Annotated in this window: 17 protein-coding genes; 2 read left to right on the top strand and 15 right to left on the bottom strand. The window is 56.3% G+C overall.

What is annotated here, in order from left to right; all coding sequences use genetic code 11:
- Nucleotides 1-39: 39 nt before the first annotated feature.
- The 9 genes from PSR63_RS02860 to PSR63_RS02820 all read right to left on the bottom strand — a co-directional run bounded on the left by PSR63_RS02860 (nucleotide 40) and on the right by PSR63_RS02820 (nucleotide 9,826).
- Nucleotides 40-1,032, bottom strand: coding sequence for an acetyl-CoA carboxylase carboxyltransferase subunit alpha (locus PSR63_RS02860; RefSeq protein WP_274330569.1), 993 nt, complete (start codon nucleotides 1,030-1,032; stop codon nucleotides 40-42).
- Between the two features lie 56 nt (nucleotides 1,033-1,088).
- Nucleotides 1,089-2,021 (bottom strand): serine/threonine-protein kinase, encoded by a 933-nt coding sequence (locus PSR63_RS02855; RefSeq protein WP_274330568.1) that lies wholly within the window; start codon nucleotides 2,019-2,021, stop codon nucleotides 1,089-1,091.
- Nucleotides 2,022-2,168: 147 nt separating this feature from the next.
- Nucleotides 2,169-3,344, bottom strand: coding sequence for a glycosyltransferase family 4 protein (locus PSR63_RS02850; RefSeq protein WP_274330567.1), 1,176 nt, complete (start codon nucleotides 3,342-3,344; stop codon nucleotides 2,169-2,171).
- 24 nt (nucleotides 3,345-3,368) lie between these two features.
- Nucleotides 3,369-4,163: a tRNA pseudouridine(38-40) synthase TruA gene (gene truA / locus PSR63_RS02845; protein ID WP_274330566.1), complete on the bottom strand. Its 795-nt coding sequence runs from the start codon at nucleotides 4,161-4,163 to the stop codon at nucleotides 3,369-3,371.
- A gap of 15 nt (nucleotides 4,164-4,178) precedes the next feature.
- Nucleotides 4,179-5,192, bottom strand: coding sequence for an aspartate-semialdehyde dehydrogenase (locus PSR63_RS02840; RefSeq protein WP_274330564.1), 1,014 nt, complete (start codon nucleotides 5,190-5,192; stop codon nucleotides 4,179-4,181).
- Between the two features lie 273 nt (nucleotides 5,193-5,465).
- Entirely contained in the window at nucleotides 5,466-6,440 is a 975-nt protein-coding gene (locus PSR63_RS02835) for an HTTM domain-containing protein (protein ID WP_274330562.1), read from the bottom strand.
- Complete coding sequence (locus PSR63_RS02830; protein ID WP_274330560.1) at nucleotides 6,437-7,102, bottom strand: hypothetical protein; 666 nt, start codon at nucleotides 7,100-7,102, stop codon at nucleotides 6,437-6,439. Before PSR63_RS02830 ends, PSR63_RS02835 begins: the two co-directional genes overlap by 4 nt.
- A 150-nt stretch (nucleotides 7,103-7,252) precedes the next feature.
- Entirely contained in the window at nucleotides 7,253-8,359 is a 1,107-nt protein-coding gene (locus PSR63_RS02825; RefSeq protein WP_274330559.1) for a TIGR03000 domain-containing protein, read from the bottom strand.
- Nucleotides 8,360-8,602: 243 nt separating this feature from the next.
- Nucleotides 8,603-9,826, bottom strand: coding sequence for a protein-L-isoaspartate(D-aspartate) O-methyltransferase (locus PSR63_RS02820; RefSeq protein ID WP_274330558.1), 1,224 nt, complete (start codon nucleotides 9,824-9,826; stop codon nucleotides 8,603-8,605).
- A 160-nt stretch (nucleotides 9,827-9,986) separates the two neighbouring features.
- Between PSR63_RS02820 and PSR63_RS02815 the strand changes: the two genes are divergently transcribed.
- The gene (locus PSR63_RS02815; RefSeq protein ID WP_274330557.1) at nucleotides 9,987-10,826 is read left to right on the top strand and encodes an HpcH/HpaI aldolase family protein; all 840 of its coding nucleotides are present in this window, start codon (nucleotides 9,987-9,989) and stop codon (nucleotides 10,824-10,826) included.
- Nucleotide 10,827: 1 nt separating this feature from the next.
- On the opposite strand, the gene PSR63_RS02810 is transcribed toward PSR63_RS02815, so the two are convergent.
- From PSR63_RS02810 to PSR63_RS02795, 4 genes are all read right to left on the bottom strand, one after another.
- On the bottom strand, nucleotides 10,828-11,826 hold the full coding sequence (locus tag PSR63_RS02810; RefSeq protein ID WP_274330556.1) for an ABC transporter ATP-binding protein: 999 nt from the start codon (nucleotides 11,824-11,826) through the stop codon (nucleotides 10,828-10,830).
- Nucleotides 11,823-14,228, bottom strand: a complete 2,406-nt coding sequence (locus PSR63_RS02805; protein WP_274330554.1) for a hypothetical protein — start codon at nucleotides 14,226-14,228, stop codon at nucleotides 11,823-11,825. Before PSR63_RS02805 ends, PSR63_RS02810 begins: the two co-directional genes overlap by 4 nt.
- A 101-nt stretch (nucleotides 14,229-14,329) precedes the next feature.
- Nucleotides 14,330-14,674 carry a MazG nucleotide pyrophosphohydrolase domain-containing protein gene (locus PSR63_RS02800; protein WP_274330553.1) on the bottom strand — a complete coding sequence of 115 codons (345 nt, stop codon included), beginning with the start codon at nucleotides 14,672-14,674 and terminating at the stop codon, nucleotides 14,330-14,332.
- 12 nt (nucleotides 14,675-14,686) lie between these two features.
- Nucleotides 14,687-17,515 carry a tetratricopeptide repeat protein gene (locus PSR63_RS02795; RefSeq protein ID WP_274330551.1) on the bottom strand — a complete coding sequence of 943 codons (2,829 nt, stop codon included), beginning with the start codon at nucleotides 17,513-17,515 and terminating at the stop codon, nucleotides 14,687-14,689.
- A 131-nt stretch (nucleotides 17,516-17,646) separates the two neighbouring features.
- Here PSR63_RS02795 and PSR63_RS02790 point away from each other — a divergent pair, with 131 nt between their 5' ends.
- The gene (locus tag PSR63_RS02790; RefSeq protein WP_274330549.1) at nucleotides 17,647-17,967 is read left to right on the top strand and encodes a Rieske (2Fe-2S) protein; all 321 of its coding nucleotides are present in this window, start codon (nucleotides 17,647-17,649) and stop codon (nucleotides 17,965-17,967) included.
- On the opposite strand, the gene PSR63_RS02785 is transcribed toward PSR63_RS02790, so the two are convergent.
- Together PSR63_RS02785 and PSR63_RS02780 are read right to left on the bottom strand one after the other, a co-directional pair.
- A complete protein-coding gene (locus PSR63_RS02785) occupies nucleotides 17,964-18,713 on the bottom strand; it encodes a YebC/PmpR family DNA-binding transcriptional regulator (RefSeq protein ID WP_274330548.1) in 750 nt (249 codons plus the stop codon). The genes PSR63_RS02790 and PSR63_RS02785 overlap by 4 nt on opposite strands.
- Nucleotides 18,714-18,791: 78 nt before the next feature.
- Nucleotides 18,792-21,032, bottom strand: a complete 2,241-nt coding sequence (locus PSR63_RS02780; RefSeq protein WP_274330547.1) for a tetratricopeptide repeat protein — start codon at nucleotides 21,030-21,032, stop codon at nucleotides 18,792-18,794.
- Nucleotides 21,033-21,117 lie beyond the last annotated feature (85 nt).

Genomic DNA, 21,117 nt, shown 5'->3' with positions numbered 1-21,117 from the left:
GATCTGGTGATGAATTTCGTTGCCAGGGATGGCTTCGATTTAGCTCGCTGGTTCGCCTTCGGTGGTCTCCAGTTCGCGCTCCAGGAACATGCCCATCTGGCGGAACTTATCGTACCGGCCTTCGACCAGCTCGTCGGTCGGTTTGGCGATTAGTTCGTTGACCGTTTTGACTAGGTACATCTTCAAGCGAGCAGCCATTTGGTGATGGTCACGGTGGGCACCTCCGAGTGGCTCTTCGATCACGTCGTCGACGATGCCGAACTTGGGAAGGTACTTCGAGGTGAACTTCAGGGCCTCGGCGGCCTTGGCTTTGAACTCGTGGCTCTTCCACAGAATGCCAGCACAACCTTCAGGGCTGATCACCGAGTAGTAAGCATGCTGCAGCATGGCCGTTCGGTCGGCGACACCGATGCCCAGTGCGCCGCCTGAACCACCTTCGCCGATGACGACCGAGATGATCGGGGTCTTCAATCGCGACATGGCGAACATGGCATCGGCAATGGCCATGGCCTGGCCGCGTTCTTCGGCGCCGATACCTGGGTACGCGCCTGGAGTGTCGATGAACGCGATGACCGGAAGGTTGTACTTCTCAGCCAGCTCCATCTTTTCGATCGCCTTGCGGTAGCCTTCAGGGTTGGCACAACCGAAGTAGCACTCGCTGCGTTCCTTCAAGTCGCGTCCTTTGAAGTGACCGAGGAACATGACTTTGTGCTTATCGAGTTTGGCGAAGCCCGTTCGTAGTGCGCGGTCGTCACCGAACTTGCGATCACCATGCAGCTCGACGAACTCGTCGAACACCAGGTTCAAGTAGTCGGCCGACTGAGGTCGCTTTTGATGGCGAGCGACTTCCACGGTTTGCCATGGCGAGAGGTCGCTGTAGATCTCACGAATGGTATCGGTGAGTTGCTTACGAACGCTGCGGATCTCGTCGTGGTGTTCCGGCGAGTCGTTCTTCTCGGCCTCAAGCTTTTTCAGTTTGTTCTCGAGGGTTTCGATCGGCTGTTCAAAGTCGAGATAGATCGAGGTGCTCATGAAAGCTTTCAGTGCTCCAGGCAATTAATGGGATGGGACGCTAAGCGAAGCTAGGATTATTCGCCTGACGTCGAGGTGGAATCATCTCCGCTGGCCGTGCCGGCTTTTTCTCGTTCGAGAAGTGCGGCTGGCTTGCGGGGTGGAATCTTGTAAATCTTGGTGCTCTTCAGCAGTCGCACGACATCGTTCATGGTGTCAGGACGCTGCTTCGGATTCTTCGCCATCAACCGTTCGACGAGTGATGAAAACTCGGGCGTGACGTTGTCGTTGGCGGCTTGCAGTGACGGGATGCCGGCTCGCAAATGTTTATCGAGTAAGTGATCGGGACTGGTCGCCGTATAGGGCAACTTGCCGCAGATCAGTTCAAATACCGTACAGCCGAAACTATAGATATCAGCACGGTCGTCTAATGCCACCCCGCGTATCTGTTCAGGCGACATATAGCTGCGGGTGCCTTGGACGTTGCCTTTGACTTTCGAGCCGCCGAAGAGCTTGCCGATGCCGCTCTTCTTTTTCTGCGCGATCGAAAAGTCGATGAGCTTCAAGTTGCCTTCGGTGTCGAGCAGAAAGTTGTCGGGCTTCACGTCGCAGTGGACCCAACCTTGTTCGTGCATGTAGCCGAGGCCCTGGGCACCCTCTTCAATAATCTTGGGCGTCCAATAAGCGAGTTCTTCGACCCCTTCTCGAATGGCCATCTTCATGTTTCGCGAGATGGCAAACTCCAGAACGAGATACGCGGTACCGCGGAAGTTGTCGAACTCGAAAACATGAATGACGAAAGGATGGTCAAACTTGCCGGCGACTGTGAACTCGTGTTTCAGCGAGTTGATTTCGGCTTTGTCGCGAATGTAGTTCTCGCGAAGCGTTTTGATGACGACCTTGCGTTTGTCCAAGTCGTGAATGGCTTCCCATACCTGACACGTCTTACTTGCGCGCAGCATGCGTATCAGGCGGTACGGACCGATATAGTTTCTTCCTGCGGTAGACACCGATGAGATTATCCGTGAGGAGGATTTGCCCCTATTTGTTCCCTTAGCCTATCGGATCGACAATCCTCTTAATCTTACCCTAATCATCGAGGTTTCAAAAGAGTGAACTAGCGGCACATCTACCGTAACCGCAATGGTTTCCCCAGGTTAGGCCACTTCTCGGCCATTTCGGCGGAGCACTTCCTGGTAGATTTCACGTAGTCGGCGGGTCATCACCTGGTGCGGGAATACCTGGCTGCAACGTCTGCGGCCTTCTTCGCCCAGCTTCTCTCGAAGGGCGGGATCTTCGCACAGTTGGATCAAAGCGGACGTCAGCCCCGTCGTATCCCCTGGTGGAAGCAAGAATCCGGTCTCCATGGTGGACACGACCTCTCGTGCCCCGTCGATATCAAAACTGACCGCCGGCTTGCCGCTCAACAGGGCCTGTGGAAGCGCCCGAGCCAGCCCTTCCCGCAGACTGGTATGCACGAGAACGTCCATGGCCGAGATGTATTTCGGAATCTCTTTCGGTGGCACCAGGCCAACCAGAATGAAATGATCGGTCAGCCCTGCCTCGGCGATCATGCCTTCGAATTTTTCGCGCAGGATCCCATCGCCGACGAAAAGAAACTTGGCCTGCGGGCACTTGGCAACGACATCCTTCGCGGCCTCGATTACGTACTCGTGCCCCTTTAGGTGGAACAGACGAGCGATTTTGCCGATCACCACGTCGTCTGGCTGAATGCCGAGTTGGTCACGCGTTTCGTCGCGGAGTCCCCTGCTCTCTAAAAATGGCTCGACCTCCATGCCGCTGTAGACCGTGACGAACTTTTCGCGCGGGGCGACCTTTGCTTCGACCAGCAGATCGGTCATGGCATCGGCGACGCTGACCAGCTGATGGCATTGGATCGCCGCGTATCGCTCGCAAGTAATGAAGAACTTGCGTGCGAGCGTCGACTGATACGGATGAAACGGCGCGCCGTGAACGGTGTGAATGACGGCTGGTACCTTGAGCGCAGTGGCCGCCCTTCTCCCCAGCATGCCCCCCTTCGCGCTGTGCGTGTGCACGACGTCAGGCTGAAACTTTTTGATCGCTGCTTTGACTTCCTGGTAGCCTTTGAAGTCAGTGACTGGGTGAATATTTCGGACCAGGTTGGGCAGCGTTTGGATCGGCACCCCTTGGGCATGCGCTTGCTCGAGCAGATTCCCTTCAGGGCCTTCGCTGGGCCCGGTAATCAGCAGAACGTCGTCGCCAAACTCTTTCACCAGGTCCAGGCAGTTATAAAGCGTATTCTCTTGCGCGCCGCCGATGATCATTCGGGTAATCACATGAGCAACACGCATTAGATAATTGGCCTTCTAAGAAACTTAGTGATGCGAAGGATAATGGACTTCAAGCAAGTATAGTCCATGCGCCGGAGCCGTCATGCCGGCTTGCAGACGATCGCACGAAGCGATGGTAGCGGCCATCGAATCTGCAGTGCGCCTCCCCTGCCCTATATCGACCAGAGTACCAGCGATGATACGGACCATGTTGTACAAGAAGCCAGTCGCTTCGACTTCGATGAAGATCTTCTTGCGTTCGTCGGCGTCGTGAACTTTGACGGTGGCATCCAGCATAGTACGAACCGTCGACTGACGCGGCGATCCGGTCGCTTGGAACGCGGCGAAGTCGTGTTCGCCAATGAGTGCCTGGGCGGCCTGCTGCATTGCTTCCACATCGAGAACGCGTTTCACGAACCAGGCATGCTTGAGTGAAAACGGATCGTTGATGCGACCTGGCTGAAGTACGTAACGATAACGTTTCGAGATGGCATCGTTGATGGGCCGAAAGCTGGTGGGCACATCGCACGCGTGCCGCACGACAATATCGTGAGGGAGCGTCGCATTGAGCGCCTTACGAAAGACATCCGCCGGCATCTTCGACTTGGTGTGAAAGCTGGCGACCTGTCCCCATGCGTGCACGCCGGCATCGGTTCGTCCACTGCCTGAGATGTGGACTTCTTCTTGAGCGATGCTATTGATGGCGGCTTCGAGCGCCGCTTGAATGGTGGGACCGGTTGGCTGACGCTGCCAGCCTTGATAGTTGGTGCCGTCGTAGGCAACCGTCAGCTTGATGCAGCGGCCGGGAGATTTGGCCGCCGCATGCTCGGTAGATTCCATGGCACCCGCCTGATGTTAGACGGCGGCCTGGCTGCGAACGAGAAGTTCCGCAATCTGCACAGCGTTGGTCGCGGCACCCTTACGCAGGTTATCGCTCACGCACCAGAACGTCAGGCCGTTTTCGCAGGAGATGTCCTTGCGGATACGACCGATGAAAACGTCGTTCTTGTTGCTGCAGTCCTTCGGCATGGGGTACTCCCCTGCCCCGAGATTATCGACGACCGTAATGCCGTCGGTCTTCTCGAAGAGCTCACGCGCTTCGGCTGGCGAGATCGGACGCTCGGTTTCGACCATGATCGTTTCGCTGTGGCAGTTGGTCACCGGCACGCGAACGCAGGTTGGGCAAACCTTGATCGATTCGTCGCCGAAGATCTTCTGCGTTTCGTACACCATCTTCATTTCTTCGGAGGTGTAACCTTCGTACTTCTCGCTACCAATTTGTGGAATCAAGTTGAAAGCGATCTGATGGGCAAAGGCCTTGTTCGTGTACGACTCGCCGTTGAGAACAGCCTTGGCACCTTCGACCAGGTCTTCTTCACCCACAACACCAGCACCGCTGGTTGCCTGGTAAGTGGAAACGACGACTCGCTTGATCTTGCCGGCTTCGTGCAGTGGCTTCATCGCGACGACCATCTGCGTGGTCGAGCAGTTCGGGCTGCTGATGATGCCCTTGTGATTCTGGACGGCTTCGGGGTTAACTTCCGGCACGACCAGCGGCACGTCTTCCTTCATGCGCCAGTAGCCACTTTCGTCGATGACGATACAGCCTGCTTTGACCGCCCAGGGAGCGAACTCAGCCGCGGTTTCATCGGGCGTGCTACCAATGGCGATGTCGACCCCTTCGAACGACTCTGGCGTCAGTTCTTCCACCGTGTGCGTTGTGCCGTTGAATGTGATCTCTGTGCCGGCGGAACGTTTCGAAGCGAGGAATTTAATTGTTTTGTAGGGGAACTTACGTTCCTCCAGTAACTGACGAATCAGTCGTCCTACGGCTCCAGTGGCTCCAACAATGGCCAGATTCTCGTACACGGGGATTTCCTTGGGGTTAAACAAACTACCTGTATGGATCCTAGTGGATATCCAAAACCTGCATTATAGATTCCCGCCCCGGGACACATCAACGCGTAATGAGGTTCATTCGGGCGGTAAGCTCAGCCAAACAGGAAGTAGAAGCGTCTCGAATTCCCTGGTAAGTGTTGGCTTCATGGTGCGTTACCGAGATTTCGCCGGGGAGATGAAATTCTTTGAGAATTCATGCGGTTTTCGCGAGGAAAACAGCGGTTTGCCCCCCTGCTCTTCCCCTTAGGCGGCTTCGGGAATCGGCTCTTTGGTCAGTTTGCTGCGAATGCCGGCTTCAAGTTCTCTAATGATCCAGGGGCTGACGAATGCCAGGTTTCCGATCAGCATCGCCAGGCCAAAGGTAACCATGCCCATGCATATGGCAATGCCAAGGTGTAGAGGGATCGCCATGAACAGAACTAGCGGTCGTGTAAGACGCGGCCAAACCAGGGCGCTGTAAGACAATTCCCACGCGAGTGAGACCTGCGTCATCAACGCGATCAGTAGCGGATAGCTAGCCATCCAGGTCATGTCCATCGATTGGTATTCGCTATTGGCGACCGCACCCCAAAGCGCAGTGCCTTCCCACCAGGTATCACCGAGAAGCTTGCCGGTACCCGCGAACAGGTAGATGACACACATGTGCAGTTGGATCAAGCGTATCGAAACATTCGCAGCGGTGCTGGTTGTGGGAAGCTTGCGATTGGGAAAACGCCACTTTTCGATCAACCGGTCCAGGCTATAAGCCGTCCCTGCCCCGCCCAGCATCAGGTACATCGCCATCATGACATTGATTTGATCGAGACCGAACAATGCGCCCGGTGCCCGATGGGCGTAGCTGACAGCGATGATAAACGTGAGGATGCTCGTGATGCGTGAGTAAAACCCAAGCGTAAACATCAGCAGGATGATCAGTGCCGCAATGTGCACCATCCATAGCATGGCCGGGTTTCCGTCGAACAGCCACAAGTAGCTGAATGCAAACGAACTGCCTTGGTGCATTCGATTGACGAGATCTTCTGAGAACCTCCCCTGCTCTCCCATGAACCCGGTTAAATCGATCGACCAAACAAGGTGCGTATAAAACAGCATGCTGCCGGCGAAGATGCGTACCAGTCCGAGCGTGGCGGGATCGGTCGGCTTAAACCAGAAGTTGTTCCAGCCGTCGCGGATGCCGGTAAACAACTCATGCAGATATGTCTTGATCAATTTGATCATAGCCGGTCCTCCGGTTGAATGACGTACACTCCGAGGACCACTTCTTCGTACAAGTCAGGATCGTTCAGCGGACGACCATTGGCAACATCTTGAGGCATCGGGATCGCGTGCTGCACCATCACGATACGGACCTTGGCCGCTTCCGGATGTTGTCGAGCAAGATAGCGTGAGATCGAATCGAGGTAGGCATCACGTAGACCGGTGACCGACTGATACTCGGCATGGGCACCCGGCGGTGCTTCCGGTGGCGGAGGTTCGCCAGGGACGTTGGCCGTGTTGAACATCGATTCGCTGATCATGAAATGACGGTGGTAAAACAGTCGCGGCCAGTGCTCGTCCAGGCTGGGGAACATGCCTTCGCTGATTTCGTTATCGGCTTCATCCAGCAGTTCGTACCGCACCAAATGGCTCGGTCCCGGGTTGGGAGCGAAGAAGCGATAACCGTGACCTCGCAGGAATGTCGCATGCAGGTACGGGGCCATGAACTGCTCGGTCCCTTGGGCCCAATAGCTGGAAGGCGGCGGCGACGCACAGGGCCCGACAAAGAGTGCGACCAGGTGGATCAGCAGCAGGACACTCACAAAGCCACGAAACCCGGGACTCCAGGTAATTCGCGGAGTTGCGGCCGTCTTTTCAGAGGGTGATTGAGGTCGATCGTTCATGGTATTAAACGTATCGACCAAAACGGCAAGAAAGGCTGCTTGAAATCGTGGCGGGTCAGGTCAGTCGATTTACAAAGAAAAAACCCTCGCCTGGAGTTTATCCAAGGCGAGGGTTTTGTTGTTTAGTCAAACTATTCTGGCAGTTTCGCCTTAGAGCGAAGCAACCGAATCGGCATTGAAATCGAAGTTGATTTCACGCTCGTCACCACCGGTCAGGTCGATGACCTTACGCTGGGTGATTGGCGTGCCGTTGCGAAGGACGGTCACGACAATGTCGTAATCCTTCCAGGTTTCGCCTGGAGCCAGAGCAACGGTGCTGAACACACGCTGGGCACCCAGGGTTCGCATTTCGTTACCAGCCAGGGTAACCGAAGCGTTCGTAGGAACGTTCAGGGTAACCTTGGTTTCAACCGGAGCACCCACAACTTGGGTTTCTGGCTTAGCTTCTGGATCGAGTTGGAAGTCGATTTCCTGTGCTTCACCAGCGGTCATCTGGAGCTTCTTGACTTCGCGGACGAGACGACCGTCGATACGCATTTCAGCGCGGACTTCGTACTCGAACTTGTAGCCAGGTTCCAGGTCACGCGAAACGAAGCGACGGACGGTGCCGGTGCTCGAGGTGACTTTGTCGTTGACGTAGATCTTAGCACCTGCGGGAACGGTGACGTTGATGACGGCATCGTTACCACGGTAGGAAGCCGATTCAGCTGGAATAGCTGGTGGCATGTCAGCCGGAGCTTCCACGGCAGGAGCCGATTCCGATGGAGTGTAGTACTGGTAGGTACCGCTCGAACCACCGCTGCTGCCGCCGCTCGATGCGCCGCTGCTGCCGTAGCTGGAGCTGCTGCTGCCACCGCTGGAACCCCAGCTTCGCTTCACGCGATGGTGACCGAACAAACCGCCGCCGCTCGAACCCCAGCTGCTGCTGCTCGAACCGCCGCTGCTACCGTAACTGGAGCTGCTGCTTCCGCCGCTGCTGCCATAAACTTTGCTTGCACGATGGTGGTCCCACCAACGTTGGAACAGTCCGCCGCGCCAAGTGCCGCTGCTGGAACCGCTCGATCCCCAGCTGCTGCTGCTGGAACCGCCACTGCTGCCGTAGCTCGAGCTGCTGCTTCCGCCGCTGCTACCACCACTTGAACCGCCACTTGATCCCCAAGAACCCCAGCCGGCCTCGACCTGACTAGTGCCCATAACCATGGCGGCACATGCCAGAGCGCCGGCCCACGCGAATTTTCGGCCAATGCTGCTTTTCATACCCGGATTCACTCCAACTACCGTTTTTCCAAACACGTGATCTGCATTCGTTGCTAGGCTAGCACCAAGCTGCCTTCCTAGAACTTATCAAGTGTAGGTTTCAATTCAAGCAGAATGGGCAAAATTTGCTGAATAGATAGAATTCGTTGGCAAGCTGGTTGAGGGACAAAAAGTCCCTATGCCGTAAAGAGTTACGTGCATATCAACGCCTTCAGATGGGTTTGCCGGTGGGCACCCCCTTTTTTAACGAGAGGCTTCCACCGAGAGGTTATCGACGTACATCGTGCCCACAGCACCGAAATTGGTCACGCGAAACAGGGCTTCACGTGTCGCCGGCGGAACATTGACGATTTTGCTCACCTCGTGCCAGTCGAGCGAGCCGATGAACGGACCCAACGCGGCTCTTCCAAGGTCTCGGCGTTCTTCATCAAAAAAAGTAACGACCATCATCGGGGCCAGCGTTCGATCGGGGCCAAGACCCATGCCTTCGGTCTTCACCCAGCCATGGACCTTCAGCCGCTGCACTTGTCGACCATCGAGGGCCATCCCTTGCAAAACCAGTGACACACGACCGGGATCTTCGTTGAAAAGCTTCAGGCACTGCGTTCCACTGGGCGCACTAGAGTCTTCAACGAGTTCCAGTTGACGCTGATAGTACCAGCCGGGAACCGTACCGTTTTTCGATAGCTTCTGTTCGAAGTCGCCGTTTTCCAAGCGTGGATTGGCAGGATCTGGCTTCACCTGGCGTCGTGCTTCCGCTTCGCCGGTCATCGGTACGAATAACGTTGGACGCAGAGGTTCCGCTTCGAGTTTGCCATTCTTCTTGGTGAACAGTACGAGCGTTTGTTGGTAACGCTCGCCCACAGGAATCACCATCAGTCCCCCTTCCTTGAGCTGATCGACCAAGGGCTTGGGGACGTTCTCAGGCGAACAGGTCACAATGATCTTGTCGAAAGGAGCATACTTTGGCCAACCAAGGTAGCCATCGCCCACTTTCGTATAGACGTTGTCGTAGTTAAGTCGTTTGAGCGTACGAGCCGCTTTGCGTCCCAGCGGTTCTTTGATTTCGATGCTGAAGACTTGCTTCACCAGTGGACTGAGGACAGCTGCCTGGTAGCCGCTGCCGGTACCGATTTCCAGCACCTTATCCGAAGGCTTAGGCTCGAGCGATTCGGTCATGTAGGCAACAATGAACGGCGACGAGATCGTTTGGTCTTCGCCAATTGGTAGCGCCATGTCGAAATAGGCCTGCTGTCGCTGATTGGCCGCGACAAACTCGTGTCGAGGCGTATTGCGGATCGAAGCGATAACCCGAGGGTCTTTCACACCGTTGGCAATGATCGCTGTTTCGACCAATTGGTTGCGAGCCGCCTCGTAAGGGTCTCGGGCCTGAGCCGTCGAGATGAACGGAAACGAGACCAGTGCGACAACAGCGGACCAGATGGCCCATCGATTCAATCGAGTCATGAACTTGGCAGGGGTAAAAGAGGGAAACTCTAGTAGGCCTACGACGTCCCATTATAGGTTGTTTAAGCCCGGAACACGCGTATTTGCCGACTTTTTTGCTGCCTGATCGTAGCTGTCCGATGGCTCCTCTGGCTTGCAAGTGGCGGGCAGGAAACTGAAAATGTGGCTTTTCCCCGCCCCAGTTCGATGGAAAGATCGTCACATGCGTCAAAACCCGGTCAAAGCGAAACTTAAAGCAGGCGAACCCACTTTTGGAACATGGTTGTCGCTGGGCGATCTGTACGCCTCGCGAGTGCTGGCTCGCATGAGCTGGGATTGGCTGACGCTCGATATCGAGCATTCCGCGATCGACTGGTCGCAGGCTGCAATGATCTTTGGTGCCGTGGCCGATGCCGGTAGCGTCCCCCTGGCCCGGATTCCCGATCATGATCACACCACGATCAAGCGAACGCTCGACGCCGGTGCCTGGGGCATCGTCGCCCCGATGGTCGACACGGTCGAGCAGGCCCAGGCAGTGATCGCCGCGGCCAAGTATCCTCCGCAAGGCAATCGCAGCGTCGGTGGAGGCATGCACGCGATGAATTTCGGCGCGACTGCCGGCGACTACTATCGCCAGGCGAATGATGAGATCCTGGTGATCCTGCAAACGGAAAGCCCCACCGGCGTTGAGAACGCCGAGGCCATCTATGCCCTGCCCGGCTGCGATGGCATCTTCATCGGTCCCAATGACCTGCGAGCTCAGATGCGTACGCCGGATGGAACCGATCCAACGCCGGAAGCACACGAAGAGATGATCCAGCGGGTTATCGCGGCTGGCAAGAAGGTCGGCACACCAACTGGCATGCACACGATGGAGCCTGAGGAAGCTTTAAAGCGAGCCAGCGAAGGGATGCAGTTTCTGGCCATCGGAAGCGATCTGCGAATGATGACCGTCAAAGCCCAAGAGTCGCTCAAGGTCCTTCGCCCTGACGGCGATCAACGCGACTTGGCGAGGTATTAATTCAACTACCCGATTGCTCGCTTCCCTCTCCGTCCGATGGAGAGGGAGCCATTGCTGCCGGCTCGGCTGGAACCTGTTGTCCCATGCCTTTGGTGAGGGCCATGAATGCCGATTCGAGGTTGATTTCTTCTTCGCGGAACATGGTGATCTTGTGCCCTGCCTGGATGAGCATGGTCGGCAGGTCGCTGTAGTCTTCCGCTTCCTTTTTGAGCGTCACCAGCAGATGATCCACGCGTGACTCGATGCTTTCGACGATGTCGGCTTGTTCCAACACTTTGCCGGCGGCGTCGTTATCGCCAGTAACGGCAACCAGCAGTGTGGTCTTCTGCTTGACCTGCTTCATCACTTCCGCGACAGATGCGTTCACTTCCAGCACGCCGCGATCGATGATGCCGATCTTGTTACAGACGTCGGCCAATTCGGGCAGAATATGGCTGGAAACGATAATCGTCTTCCCCATGTCGCGGAGACGCTTGAGCAGGTTCCGCATCTGAATACGAGCACGCGGGTCCAGGCCACTGGCCGGTTCGTCCAGCAGCAATACTTGCGGGTTGTGCAGCATCACGCGAGCCAAGCCCAGACGCTGTGTTTGACCACGCGAAAGCGTGTTGGCGAATGCGTTGCGTTTGAATTCAAGGTCGACCAGTTCGAGCATCTCGTTGCAGACCTTGGCCCGCTCTTTTCCGTTGATACGGTAGGCCGCCGCAAAGAACTCGAGGTACTCGATCACCTTCATGTCGTCGTACACACCGAAGAAGTCCGGCATGTAACCGACCAACCGGCGGATTTCCTTCGGCTTGGTGTAGATCGAATTGCCGCAGACGTAGGCCTCACCCCAGGTTGGGTTGAGCAGGGTCGCGATTATCCGCATGGTGGTCGTTTTACCGGCACCGTTAGGACCAATGAAGCCAAACACGTCCCCTTGGTCGAGATCGAGCTCGATACCTTTGATCGCGAAGAAATCGCCGTACTTTTTGGTCAGGTCGACAGTCTTGATCATCTCTGGGCTATCTCACTCGGGCTGCGTTTCTGGACGGGATAAATAATTCGCACGTACGACCACGACTGGGCCTGGTCGTCGTCGACCTCCTGGCCGTCGACTTGGATCTTGCTCGGCGGGTTTTTAACTTTCCCGACCAAGACGGCTCGATCTCCATCGATGTGCGAAGAAAGATCCACGTAGCTTTGAAATCGATTGGAAAGACTGGTGTAACTGCGACCACCGGCGGCACTGTGGAACATGGTGACCTCCATGATGCGCTGCACGTCAGTACTTTGTCGGTCCCACAGTTCGCCCCCATCGGTCGATTCCTGAACACGACGACGCTTGAGGACTTTCTCGGTGTTCTGAGCTGATTGGCCAGGCACGATCCGAGCCGTTCCATTGGCTGGCAGCTTGGCGACAAAGTAGGCCCAGCGGCCATGAAACACGTAGCAATCGGTCAATTCCATGTCGGTCGGATTGGTCAGCACACCTTCGATCAGTTGGCTTTCTCGTTCGTTGAGCGGTTCGTACTCGGTCTTGTTCAGCGATCCCCAGCCGCGACCCATCAGCGTTTTGGACGACCAGATTTGAATGGGTAACCCTTGCAGTGAAACCTGCGTGGTGTCGTCGGTGTGCGTGAAGTCGACCTGGTAGGGAGTCGGCACGGTCGAGATCGATTGACGGGCACTCATGCCGCCGAGACCGGAGCCTGCGAGGCCTTGCCAGCTGACCAATTCGTTCCACTTGCTGGAGGGAAGCGTCGTGGGCTGTAGGTCGACTTCGTATCGCTGAGAATCAGGGCTGAACAAATGAAACCAGCTGGTGGAGCGAACGAGTTGACTTTCCATGTCGATGTCGACGACCTCGACATGATTCATCTTGAGCGAAGTCCCCTTCCACCATGTCGCCAGCGACCAGATGCCGGCACTGGCCAGAAGAATCACCGCGGGAAAAGTCACCCACGTCCATTCCATTCGCAGGCCAACCTTGCGGAGAAAGAAGTAGTCGCCTGGGCCGATCAATGCCAGGTAGGCAATGATGATGGCCCCGATCAAGAAGAAAGAGACACTACGCACGCCTGGAAACTGATCGAGCGCCATCCGCAACTGGCCGGCGATATCGGTATAGCCGAAGTGAGCAACGCTGCTGCCTGACTGCATCGAAACCTTCGACTCGTCGAGCCGGTCGCTGATGCCATCCAGCAGAAGCTTAAGCAGCGGCTCGCGACCTGCCCAGTCGGCAATCGGTTTCTCGGAAAGGTCGAACGCGAAGAACTCGACGACGCCAAATCCATTGGCACTTCGAATCCACAGCGGGATCGCTGCCTGTCGCGAGCCTTCCTGTACCACCACGATTCCAGAGGTGTCTTGGATCGCCGCGACCGGCAACGGCTTGTTTACCGGGCTATCGACGCGAGCGACCGTGTTGATCAGGGCTTCCAGTTCGGTGGTGCTACGTAGTTGTTGGACTTCGCGAAAGGTGCCTGGGCAGAAGGGAGCCAGCGGCTTGCCTTCGCCAATCAAGTCGGCCGATTGATCGCCGACCGACAGGGTCATCTTGCCACCCAGCTTGAGCCACCTCTCGAGAGCCGCCAGTTGTTGAGGCTTCATCGACGCTAACTGAGCGGGGTCGTTAGCGGACCAGATGACGTGATCGACGCCTTCGAGCAAGTACCACTCGCCGGGGAGTTGAAATGGGTCACTCAACGCAACGAACGTCGTCGAGTCGCTGAGATCAGACGCGTAACGATTCAGTGCTTCCCCAAGGCCGATATCAGGACCGATCTGCAGGAACAGGCGATTCGAGGCCGCCACAGGCTTAGCCAACTGCGAAACGGCGACTTCACGAATCGAAGTCTTTTCGCTGCTACCTTCACCGGTGATGAACCTAAACTTCAAATTGGAATCGCGTCGGCCAATTTTGACCGGCACACGATAGAAGAACGCATTGGCCACCTGTTCTTCGGGGCCTGGTGCGATGATCTCGGTTGGCACGCCGTCGCTGTCCAAGGCGATGATCGAAACCTTGGGAAGAGCGTTCATGAACTCTTCCGACTCAACGGTCAGCCGAACTTCCGTCCAGCTACCGAGTTTGAAATGACCGGCAATACCGAGTTCGGCCTTGCGGATGCTCACGCCATGTTCGTTGGCGACCCAGTAGCCTGCCGCTTCAGATGTTGATGCGGACGAATCACTGGGTTCTGCGTGCACCGATTTCGAGGAAAACAGCACGCAGCCCAATACCGCGATCAGGCATAGTGAAAAGTAAGTTGGAGTGGAACTCCGCATCGTGTTACCAAAACAAGCCGCGGCCTGTTCTCTTAGCGGTTGGATCATTGGGATGTTGAGGCTTGTCAGGCCACGTTCAGCCGCTTGAGCGGCCGGGTGCTCATGTTCATAGCTTCCAGGGACGAGCAAGGGCCTTGCAGCAAACTCTTTAGGATAATCGGCTACGGCGACTTGGGCGAGTCAACGCTTGTGGCGGGTGGCCGAAATTTGCCGGAAGTTAACACCGTAAATTACGGTTTTTCGGCATCATCACAGGTACAAACGAACTTTCCGCAGCCGGGACAGCCGCTGCCATATTTTTCGTTCAAGGCCTCAGCCAGGTCGATTCCGGCGACATTTGCGATGGTTGCCAGCCAGGCAATCACGTCGGCGAACTCCTCCTTCCGCTCCTGGTGCGTTCCCCCACGAAGTGCGGAGGACAGCTCCCCCACTTCTTCCATGAGCCACATGAACGTTCCCTCGATGCCGCGAGATTCATCTTTTTCGTAGTACATCTCGCGAATCAGCTTCTGTAGCTGGCGGAATCCAACGTCTTCGGAGTTGGTCTGTGGGGGGGAACTGTCAGACGAGGTCATAAGGTCTCTCAATTAGTCGTCGAGGATGGCTTTCGCGGCCGCATTATCGGGATCGATGTCGAGGACACGCCCAGCTACCTTCTGGGCTTTCTCGTCATTCCCGGCTTGCTGGTAAAGCTCGGCCGCTTCGACCGACCACGATACCGTTTTTGGTCGCAACTGACCAGCAACCTCGAACTCGCGTGCCGCCAGATCCCACTTCTTTTGACCGCGATAAGCCTGGGCGAGTAACGCGTGGGCGTCGGCATCGGTTACTTGGATGCCAATCACTTCATACGCCCACTTAGCGGCCTCTTCCCAGGACTCTTGCTGGATGAGAATCTCGGCCATCTTTTTTCGCAGCAGTACATCGTGATGCTTCTGGACCGCGATTTTTGGAATCAGATCCAGCAAGGCGTCGTTGTCCTTCTTCAGCAGATGGATACGAAGAATCGATTCCTGCCAATCGAGCTGGCCTGGCTCCTCTTCGGCGCCACGCTGGTAAAGCTGTAGGGCGTCGTCGAAGCGTTTCTGCTTGAGCCGTAGGCCAGCCAACAGCGCCACGGCGTTGCGTTCAAAGCGAGGGCTGCCGGCTGCGGTCTCGAACTCCTGGATCGCTTCGGCATTGTCCCCGATGGTCAGATAGAGCCGGCCTTGCACGTAGTGAGCCAGCGGTTGATCTTTGTCGGCGGCAAGTGCCTTCTTGGCATGATCGCGGGCATCAGGAAGTGCCTTGCGTTTGAGATAAATGTACGCCAACTGGGCTTGGGCATCGGCATCTTTGGGGTTCTCTTCGACCGTTTGATAAAGCTCGGCGAAAGACTGATCGGCCTGAGTGCTTAGCTTGACCCCTTCGACTTCTTTCTTCAGGAACTCAACGTACTCGGTCTCGAAGTCGGCTTTCTCGATCTGGAATTCATCCTTGAGGATTTCGTCGGTCGTCTGGTAGTTGTGATAGGCGGCCAACATCTTGTCGAGCGCATCGTCACCAAACTTCTGCCGGATGAACTGCGAGTAGTAGTAGGCCTGGCAGTAGGCCATGGTCCAGTCGTCCTGATCGCTGGGGCGAATGAATCCATAGTTGATCGTATCGAGATTGAAGATACGATCTTCCGCCAGCCGACGGGCAAGTAAGGTCTTCCATTCCGGCGGTCGCTGCTCACTTTCGTAGCTGACGGCTAACGCTTCGGTAAACCAATGCGGAATGTTGAAATCGGTTTGTTGCAGGTTCACTACGTGCACAAACTCGTGGCGAATGACGTGTGCCCAGTTGTAAGGATTCGGCACGGCATCTGGCGAAGCCATCGCAATCATCTTGCCGGCACACGCGCCGACCGTACCGATGTAAGGCAGCCCAACCATGCGGGCACTAAACCATCCGTGCCCGCTGGTGTTCTTGGCCTGGTTGAAGATCTCGATCAGGGATTTGTCTTTTGGCGTGTAGCCCAGTCCCTCGCATACCTTGGGATAGACGTTCTCTTCCAAAAACCGCGACATATACACGGCCAGCAGACGATCCTTGGAAGGATCGAAGCGGATGATGAAGTGATCGGTTTCGATCGTTTCGTAGGTTGCCAACACGTCGAGGACTTCCAGTGTGTTCTTCACGCGAACATTGAAAGGATCGGCTTGGAATGCTTCATCGAGTACTTCCTTGGCGGTCTCCTCTTCGCCCATACGCATCAGAACCATGCCCAGGTCGCCATGGACACCGATCAGCTGCGGCATCTTTTCCCGAGCTAGTTGCAGGTACTTTACGGCATCGGGGTATTTCCGCACGATGTCGCATCCGCTACCCAGGGCTGCGTAGAACTCACCCTGGTTGGGATGCATCTCTTCGACCTGGCCAAGAAGCTCGCCAAGCCGTGTCGCCTCGCCGGAGTCTTCGTGAATCAGCCCGCTTCCATCAGCGGCCAGCATTGCCGAGGCGAGGTAACCCTTCGAGGTTTGATGATTGGGGTTGAGCTGTACGACCTCGTTCAGAATCTCGATGGCCTGCTCAGGGCGGAAGTCGGTCAGCTTGGCCTTGCCTTGCACCTGCTTCGCTTCGATGTGCTGCGGATTGATGCTTAGCGCAAGTTCCGCGGTTCGCAAAGCGGCATCGACGTTGTAATTGCTCAGTTCGATCGCCCCCTTCTGGGCGTAGATGTCGGCGCTGTTGGCATTGATCGCGAGAGCTTTGTTCAGATGCTTGGCGGCCTCGGCCATGTTGTACTTCTCGGCAAAGAGCTGCGCTATGGCGAGTTCCGCCTGCCAGAAGTTGGGATCACGCTGCAAAACGTCTGGGTAAAGATCGTTGACCAGGAATTGAAACTGACCGCTGTTGCGGGTCCAACGGGCATACTGCGAGGCGGCCAGTCCGATGTAATAGAGATCTTCGGCCGAGTCGAATTTGTCGTTCTCGTTGTAATAGTCGACGAACCACTCGTACCCTTTTTGGGCTGTTTCGAGCTCTCCTTGAACGCGAGCCAGTTCCGCTCGGATCCAACGGGCAAGCGTATGCGAATCGTCGAGCGCCAACGCTCGCTTGACGGACTCTTCCGCCTTTTCCCAATCTCCTCGTTCGAATTGCAATCGTGCGGCTTCGGCTAACACTGCGGCCGTGGGCTGAGTTTCTTTCGTGAAACCGGTAATCGCTGCGAGGGCTTCGTCTCGTTTGCCCTGCGAGTCGAGACTACGTGCCAGCAGAATGACTGTTTGCGCATCGGCCGGCTCGTCACCAATCTGTTCGACGACTTCGGCGTAACGTCCTTGCTGTAGATTGGTGCGAAGTGTCTCCACATCGGCAGAGATTGCGAGGTCGAACGTCGAGAGCGCAAACGTTAAAGCGAACAGTGCAATAGCGGCGTGGCGGATCGTCAAGCGAATAGGCTCCTCCCCTCCCCTGCCCTGTCCGGCGAAGAGGGAAAATTTTAGAATGCAGTGTCGACTTTATTCTAGCTGTACGCGTCTTCCAGGGCGAAGGTTTTCGCCCAGATCACGAGTTTGACTCCATGTCTGATTTTCATACTGTCGCAAAAGTTGGTGATATCCCCGAAGGACAAGGTCAGGCCTTCAATGTTGGGGGGCGTACCGTCGCCGTGTTCAACACGAAAGAAGGTTACCAGGCGATCGATGACTTTTGCCCGCACATGGGTGCGTCGCTTGCGTCAGGGCCACTGGAAGACGGCGTGGTGGTCTGTCCATGGCATGCCTGGGGCTTTCAACTGTGCGACGGTGCCTGGCTCGATAATCCGAAGATCAAGGTCGACTGCTTCGAGGTCCGCGTGGTCGACGACGAGATCCAAGTTCGCGTGGATGAAAAGACAAACTAGCCGTCGATTTCGGCCATCACGTCATCAGAAATGTTGAAGTTCGCAGAGACACCTTGGACGTCGTCATGGTCGTCGAGGGCGGACATCAGCTTCATCAGCTTCTTGGCATCATTCCCTTCGACATCGACCTGATCCTTAGGAATCCGCGTCACGCTGGAGTCATCGACTTCGATGCCAGCCTTTTCCAGGGCTTCCTGAACGTCGGAGTAAACTTCCGGTTCGCACGTGACAGTGAAGTGTTCTTCTTCTCTCTGAATGTCATCTGCGCCCGCTTCCAGCGTGATCTCCATCAGCTGTTCTTCGGTCGAGTTATCGAGCAGGATATGGAAGACCCCCTTGCGATCAAAGTTCCAGGCAACACATCCACTGGCACCCAGATTGCCGCCGTGGGTATCGAACAGCTTACGTAGTTCCGGTGCCGTTCGATTGCGATTGTCGGTCAATGCGTCGACCATCACGGCGACACCGTTGGGGCCGTATCCTTCGTAGATGATCTCTTCAAACGCATCCCCTTTGCCTTCGCCGGTTCCCTTTTTGATCGCACGATCGATCGTGTCGTTGGGCATACGAGCACTCTTGGCCGCGGAAATCGCCAGACGCAATCGCGGGTTGGCTGCGGGGTCACCGCCACCCATCTGAGCAGCGACCGTAATGGCCTTCGAGCACTTGTTCCAGATCTTGCCGCGTTTGTTGTCGACGGCTTCCTTCTTACGCTTGATGTTGGCCCAGTGGGAATGTCCTGCCATCGTCTCAAATTCTCGTGGAGCTTTGCGTGCCTTCGGTTGGCAACGGGGTGAAAAGGGATTCCGCCGTGCATTCTCGGCTTAGGTGTTTGCCTTCAGCTTCGACTCGACCTGCGAAAGAATCTCGGCGTCGTCTTCGCCTTGCAGGACATCGCTGGCCTGCTTCCAACTGGCGAGGGCCTTTTCTTTTTTGCCTAAGGCGAGATAGGCATCGCCCAGGTGATCGAGGACGGTACCGTCCTGCCCTTCGGCGAGCTTGGCCGCATGCTCAAGCGTCGAGACGGCTTGCTCGTACTGACCCAGACGGAAGTAGGCCCAACCGAGACTGTCGAGGTAAGCGTAATTCTCGGGCTCGTTCGCGACGGCTTTCTGGATCATGGCGAAACCGCGGCCCAGGTTCTTCTCGTGGTCGATCCAGAGGTAACCCAGGTCGTTCATGGCGCCGGTGTCATCGGGGAACTCATCGAGAACCTGTTCGAGCCATTCGGTTGCCTGGGGCAAGTCGTCCTTTTGGCCGGCAATCGCGGAAAGCAATCGCTTGGCGTCGCGAATCACCTGCCGGGTTTGCTGATTGGCGAAGTCATCGGCGAACTTATCCAGTAGCGTGCGATACTCTTTCACCGCTTCTTCCGTCCGGCCAGCATGGTATAGCGTCCATGGAATGCGGCTTCTGAGAAGAGCGGATTCTTCGTCCAGCAGCGCTGCCCGCTTGGCGGTTCGCAGTGCGTCCGACGTTTTATCCTGCATCTCAAGCGTCGTGGCCAGGTAGAAATAGAAGAGCGACGTCTGCGACTTGGGGAGTCCAAGCTTGATGGCCGAACGAAAGGCCTTTTCGGCGACCGCTTCCTGATCATCGCGGAACGCTTGCAGACCAAACTGCATCAGCAGTCGGGCTTCTTCCTGATTGTCGAGATCGGGGAAAGTGGATTCGGCCCACGTCCAGGCCGTTTCGCCTTGGGAGGCCAGTTGATAGAGGCGTGCAATGCCAATTCGCTCGTTCAGGGGAGTCTCAGTCGGAGTGAGCGACTTCAAGTACGTGGCCAGTTCGTCCCACTTCTTTGGGTCATCGATAAGTTTCTCGAGTGGCTCACTGATCGTGTCGAGGTTGTAGTTTCCATCGAGCGACGTTGCCAACAACGACACGAGAGCCGACCAATCGGACTTCGCGATGTAGGCCTGGCAGAGGTCGTTTAATGCGTCCGCATCGGTCTCGTCAGCGATCAGGGGAGCTGCCATGGCGATGGCGTTGTCCCAATCGTCTTGCTCAGCGTAAAGGCTTGTCAGGAAGTACGCCAATGGTGCGAAGTCGGGGGAAGCGTCGTGCAGCTTACGCAGGCGATCGACGACTTCGGTTTGGGCGGCCTTGGGACTGTCGGCCGTCTCCTTACGAACTTTCAGCAGCAGCGAGTATGGCTCTTGACCGGCCACGCGATGATCGGCTTCCAGGTATTCATCGAGTTTGCCTTGGGCACCGGCCCAGTCTTTGCGGGCAGCAAGTACTTTAGCCGAGTGAATCAAATGCACTTCAGGGCTGGGGGCGATCTCTTCGGCCTTGGCGAACATCTTGGTCGCTTTGTCAGGCTGATCGGCTTCCAGATAAATATCCCCCAGCTTTTCAAAGGTCGACCGAAGGCCGCCGCTGGTGAACTGCTCGACGACGCCGTCGAGTTCAAACTTGTCAGGCTCGCTGATCATCTTGGCGACTTCGTTGGCATGACGGGCCGCCATTTTGGGTTCGCCGTGCGTTTGATAGATGCTCAGCAGGCGGAAGTGAATGCCCAGAACCTGGGTGTGGGCCCCTTCCTTCTTTAATAGTGCGAGTGCACGTTCATAAAGTTGAATGGCTCGTTCGGTCTGGCCATCTTCCAGGCAGTACTGGGCGACCCGCTGCAAGGCATCGGCCGTCATCGTCATTTGGTTCTCGGCTAGCAAGATCGCATAACGCGAAGCGATTTCATTTCGCTGGAGCAGAAAACCCAGCCGCACGATCTCTTGCAGAATGGTGGCCGAACCAGGGCTCAATCGGTAAGCACGCTGGTAGGTCTCCAGAGCGCCGGCCACGTCGCCGCGATGATCTTGCAGACGCGCTTTGGTGAGCAGCGTGGTCAGCTGCAAGCGATTCTCGGCCGATTCGTTACGAGGCGTTTTCTCGACAAACGGATCGGGCAGCTGGGAAAACGGAAGTTCGTCTTTACCTTGGCTGGACGCGGCCGTGTCTTCCGGCATGGAGCTTTCAGCGGCCGAAAGCGAAGCGGGGCAGACACTGCCGAGAACGAGAGCCGCGAACAGCAGCAGCATCCATAGAGATGGACGAAGTATCATAGGACCCTCAACCGGGCGAGGAGTGGATGAATCGATTCCGCAGCAGGGTAAAACCTACTGGAGACCAGGGTGCCTTGAATTCTAT

The sequence above is a fragment of the Bremerella sp. P1 genome, from assembly GCF_028748185.1.
In the GTDB taxonomy this organism is placed as follows: Bacteria; Planctomycetota; Planctomycetia; order Pirellulales; family Pirellulaceae; genus Bremerella.
The sequence above is the reverse complement of the archived record's forward strand: the minus strand, read 5'-3'. Positions and strand labels throughout refer to the sequence as shown.

Coding starts and splice junctions, on each gene's coding strand:
- PSR63_RS02780 (WP_274330547.1), bottom strand. CDS start 21,032: ATGATACTTCGTCCATCTCTATGGATGCTGCTGCTGTTCGCGGCTCTC.
- PSR63_RS02820 (WP_274330558.1), bottom strand. CDS start 9,826: ATGACTCGATTGAATCGATGGGCCATCTGGTCCGCTGTTGTCGCACTG.
- PSR63_RS02850 (WP_274330567.1), bottom strand. CDS start 3,344: ATGCGTGTTGCTCATGTGATTACCCGAATGATCATCGGCGGCGCGCAA.
- PSR63_RS02810 (WP_274330556.1), bottom strand. CDS start 11,826: ATGATCAAGACTGTCGACCTGACCAAAAAGTACGGCGATTTCTTCGCG.
- PSR63_RS02825 (WP_274330559.1), bottom strand. CDS start 8,359: ATGAAAAGCAGCATTGGCCGAAAATTCGCGTGGGCCGGCGCTCTGGCA.
- truA (WP_274330566.1), bottom strand. CDS start 4,163: ATGGAATCTACCGAGCATGCGGCGGCCAAATCTCCCGGCCGCTGCATC.
- PSR63_RS02835 (WP_274330562.1), bottom strand. CDS start 6,440: ATGATCAAATTGATCAAGACATATCTGCATGAGTTGTTTACCGGCATC.
- PSR63_RS02815 (WP_274330557.1), top strand. CDS start 9,987: ATGTGGCTTTTCCCCGCCCCAGTTCGATGGAAAGATCGTCACATGCGT.
- PSR63_RS02785 (WP_274330548.1), bottom strand. CDS start 18,713: ATGGCAGGACATTCCCACTGGGCCAACATCAAGCGTAAGAAGGAAGCC.
- PSR63_RS02830 (WP_274330560.1), bottom strand. CDS start 7,102: ATGAACGATCGACCTCAATCACCCTCTGAAAAGACGGCCGCAACTCCG.
- PSR63_RS02860 (WP_274330569.1), bottom strand. CDS start 1,032: ATGAGCACCTCGATCTATCTCGACTTTGAACAGCCGATCGAAACCCTC.
- PSR63_RS02790 (WP_274330549.1), top strand. CDS start 17,647: ATGTCTGATTTTCATACTGTCGCAAAAGTTGGTGATATCCCCGAAGGA.
- PSR63_RS02800 (WP_274330553.1), bottom strand. CDS start 14,674: ATGACCTCGTCTGACAGTTCCCCCCCACAGACCAACTCCGAAGACGTT.